The organism is Protofrankia sp. CiP1_Cm_nod4, from assembly GCF_982290645.1.
On record NZ_CEVIVC010000066.1, the window covers coordinates 18,179 to 21,436 of the forward strand.

General features: G+C 74.1%; 3 protein-coding genes. All 3 read left to right on the plus strand.

Features of this window, described 5'->3' with window-relative positions; translation table 11 throughout:
• On the plus strand, nt 1–822 hold an 822-nt coding region (gene argB / locus AC5LSR_RS14000; RefSeq protein ID WP_493468549.1), incomplete at its 5' end, for an acetylglutamate kinase.
• Entirely contained in the window at nt 819–2,075 is a 1,257-nt protein-coding gene (locus AC5LSR_RS14005; protein WP_250283340.1) for an acetylornithine transaminase, read from the plus strand. The genes argB and AC5LSR_RS14005, both read left to right, overlap by 4 nt.
• 118 nt (nt 2,076–2,193) lie before the next feature.
• Nucleotides 2,194–3,228, plus strand: a complete 1,035-nt coding sequence (gene argF / locus AC5LSR_RS14010) for an ornithine carbamoyltransferase (RefSeq protein ID WP_250283339.1) — start codon at nt 2,194–2,196, stop codon at nt 3,226–3,228.
• Nucleotides 3,229–3,258 lie beyond the last annotated feature (30 nt).

The following is a 3,258-nucleotide window of genomic DNA, read 5'->3' on the forward strand; positions in this document are numbered from 1 at the left end:
CCGCAGATCACCGCGCATCTCGACCGGCTGGGAGTCGAGTCGGTGTTCGCCGGCGGGCTGCGGGTGACCACCCCGGAGACGATGGAGATCGTCCGGATGGTCCTGGTCGGCCAGGTCAACCGGGACGTCGTCGGGCTGGTCAACCACCACGGCCCGTTCGCCGTCGGCCTCTCCGGCGAGGACGCCAACCTGTTCACCGCCCGGCGGCGCCTGGCGGTCGTGGACGGCGAGGAGATCGACATCGGCCTGGTCGGCGACGTTGTCGAGGTCGCCCCCGAGACGGTGACCGCCCTGCTCGGCTCCGGCAAGGTCCCGGTGGTCGCCACGGTGGCCCGCGGGATCGACGGCGGGGTGTACAACGTCAACGCCGACACCGCCGCCGCGGCGCTCGCCGCCGCGCTCGGCGCGGCGAAGCTGGTCATCCTCACCGACGTTGAGGGGCTGTACGCGGACTGGCCACACAGTGACGAGGTGATCAGCGAGCTGACCGCCGGTGAGCTGGCGGACCTGCTGCCCACACTGGCCAGTGGCATGATCCCGAAGATGGAGGCGTGCCTGCGGGCGGTGCACGGCGGTGTCCCGCAGGCGCACGTCCTCGACGGCCGGGTGGCGCACGCCGTCCTGCTGGAGGTCTTCACCGACGACGGCATCGGCACCCTGATCACACCGGACGCCGCCCCGGCGGTGGCCGCTCCCGCGCCGCCCGCCCGCCGCGCCGCGGATCCGAGCACGCCAACCCCTGCCGCGGGGACAGCAACCCCTGCCGTAGGAACAGAAACCTCTGCCGTAGGAACAGACCCCGCCACGGGAGGAGCCCTGTGAACGACGATCTGCTCAACCGCCGGGACGCTGTGATCATGACGGCCTACGGCCGGCCGCCGATCGCGCTCGAGCGCGGGGCGGGGACCAGGGTGTGGGACGCCGACGGGCGCGCGTACCTGGACCTGATCGCCGGGGTGGCCGTGAGCGTCCTCGGGCACTGCCACCCGGCCGTGCAGGAGGCCGTCCGCGACCAGATCGGCCGCCTGGGCCACGTGTCCAACCTGTACGTGAACGAGCGGCAGATCGTCCTGGCCGAGCGCCTGCTGGGGCTGCTCGGCGGCGCCGACGGCCGGGTGTTCTTCTGCAACTCCGGGGCGGAGGCCAACGAGGCCGCCATCAAGATCTCCCGGCGGACGGGCCGCGAAGAGATCGTCGCGGCCGAGGGCTCGTTCCACGGGCGGACCCTGGGCGCCCTGTCGATTACCGGCCAGCCGTCCAAACGGGCGCCGTTCGAGCCGCTGCTGCCCGGCGCGCGTTTCGTCCCCTACGGCGACGCCGCGGCGCTGGCGGACGCGGTCGGCGAGCGCACCGCCGCGGTGTTCCTGGAACCGACGCTGGGTGAGGGCGGCGTGGTCGCGCCGCCGGCGGGCTACCTGAAGGCGGCCCGCGAGATCTGCGACCGCGCCGGCGCGCTGCTCGTCCTGGACGAGGTGCAAAGCGGTATCGGCCGGGCCGGCGCCTGGTTCCTGCACCAGGTCGAGGGCGTCGTCCCGGACGTCGTCACCCTCGCCAAGGGGCTCGGGGGCGGCCTGCCGATCGGGGCCTGCGTCGGCTTCGGCCCGGCGGGGAAGCTGCTGCGTCCCGGTGAGCACGGCAGCACCTTCGGCGGGGGGCCGGTCGTCTGCGCCGCCGCGCTCGCCGTGCTGGACACCATCGAGCGGGACGGTCTGATCGACAACGCGGTGCGGGTGGGGGGCCGGCTCGCCGACGGGATCCGCGGCGCCGGCGCCGCGGGCGTGACCGGGGTCCGCGGCCGTGGGCTGTGGCTGGCGATCGAGCTCGACGCGCCGTTCGCCGCCGCCTTCGAGACCGCGGCCCGGCAGGCGGGCTTCCTGGTCAACGCGGTGAGCGCGGACGCGGTCCGGCTGGCCCCGCCGCTGGTGCTCTCGGCCGCGGATGCCGACGAGTTCGTCGCCGCGCTGCCGGCCATCGCCGACCAGGCCGTGACCTCCGCCGGCGCGGACGGCACCGGTGGCGGTGCGGCCGCCGGGCCGTCACGGTCCACCAGCGGACGTTCTAAGGTCAGCGCATGACGGTGCACCCCGACAGCGTCCCGCGCGCGGGAACCCGGCGTGTCGCGAAGCGGCATGCCGGGGATACGGCCCCGCGCCCGCCGGCGCTCCCCGCCATGTCCGCCCTGGACGCCGTCTCATGACGATCCGGCACTTCCTCCTCGACACCGACCTGACACCGGCCGAACAGACCGCCATCCTGGACGCGGCGGACCGGCTGAAGGCGGCCCGCCGCACAGGCGACCGTTCGGGCAGCGGCGGGCCCGGGCCGCTCGCCGGCCGGTCGGTGGTCCTGCTGTTCGAGAAGCCCTCCACCCGGACCAGGCTGTCCTTCGACGTCGCCGTGGCCGAGCTCGGGGGGCACCCGGTGGTGGTGGACGCGGCGAGCACCCAGCTCGGCCGGGGCGAGTCCATCGAGGACACGGCCACCGTCTTCAGCCGGTACGTCGACATGATCGTCATACGGACGTTCGCGCAGGAGCGGCTGGAGCGGCTGGCCGCGGCCGCGTCGGTGCCGGTGGTCAACGCGCTGTCCGACCATGCCCACCCGTGCCAGGCGCTCGCCGACCTGCAGACGATCCGGGAGCGGAAAGGCGCCCTGGCCGGCCTGACCCTGGCCTATCTCGGGGACGGGAACAACGTCGCGCACTCGCTGGTCCTCGCCGGCGCACTGGCCGGGATGCGGGTGCGGGTCGCCTCCCCACCCGGGTACGAGCCGTTCGAGCAGGTGGTCCGGCAGGCCAGCGAGATCGCCGCCAGCACCGGCGGGGAGATCGTGGTGACCCACGACCCGCTGGTGGCCGCCGCCGGCGCGGACGTGCTCTACACCGATGTCTGGGCGTCGATGGGCCAGGACGACCAGGGCGAGAGCCGGTCGCTGGTCTTCCAGCCGTACCAGCTGGACGAGAAGGCGGTCGAGGCGGCCGATGACGACGTGATCGTCATGCACTGCCTGCCGGCGCACCGCGATCTGGAAATCGCCGGTTCCGTGATCGACGGCCCCCGCTCGGTCGTCTTCGACCAGGCCGAGAACCGGCTGCACGCGCAGAAGGCACTCCTGTCCTTCCTCCTGGATCCGTCCCTGCTGGACGAGCCCGACCAGGCCGCCGGCCGGGCGGGTGACGCGGCGGCGCACCCGTTCCCCACCGCGCTGACCGGGCAGAGCACGCCATGACGGGCCGCCGGGGTCATGCCACCGCGACCA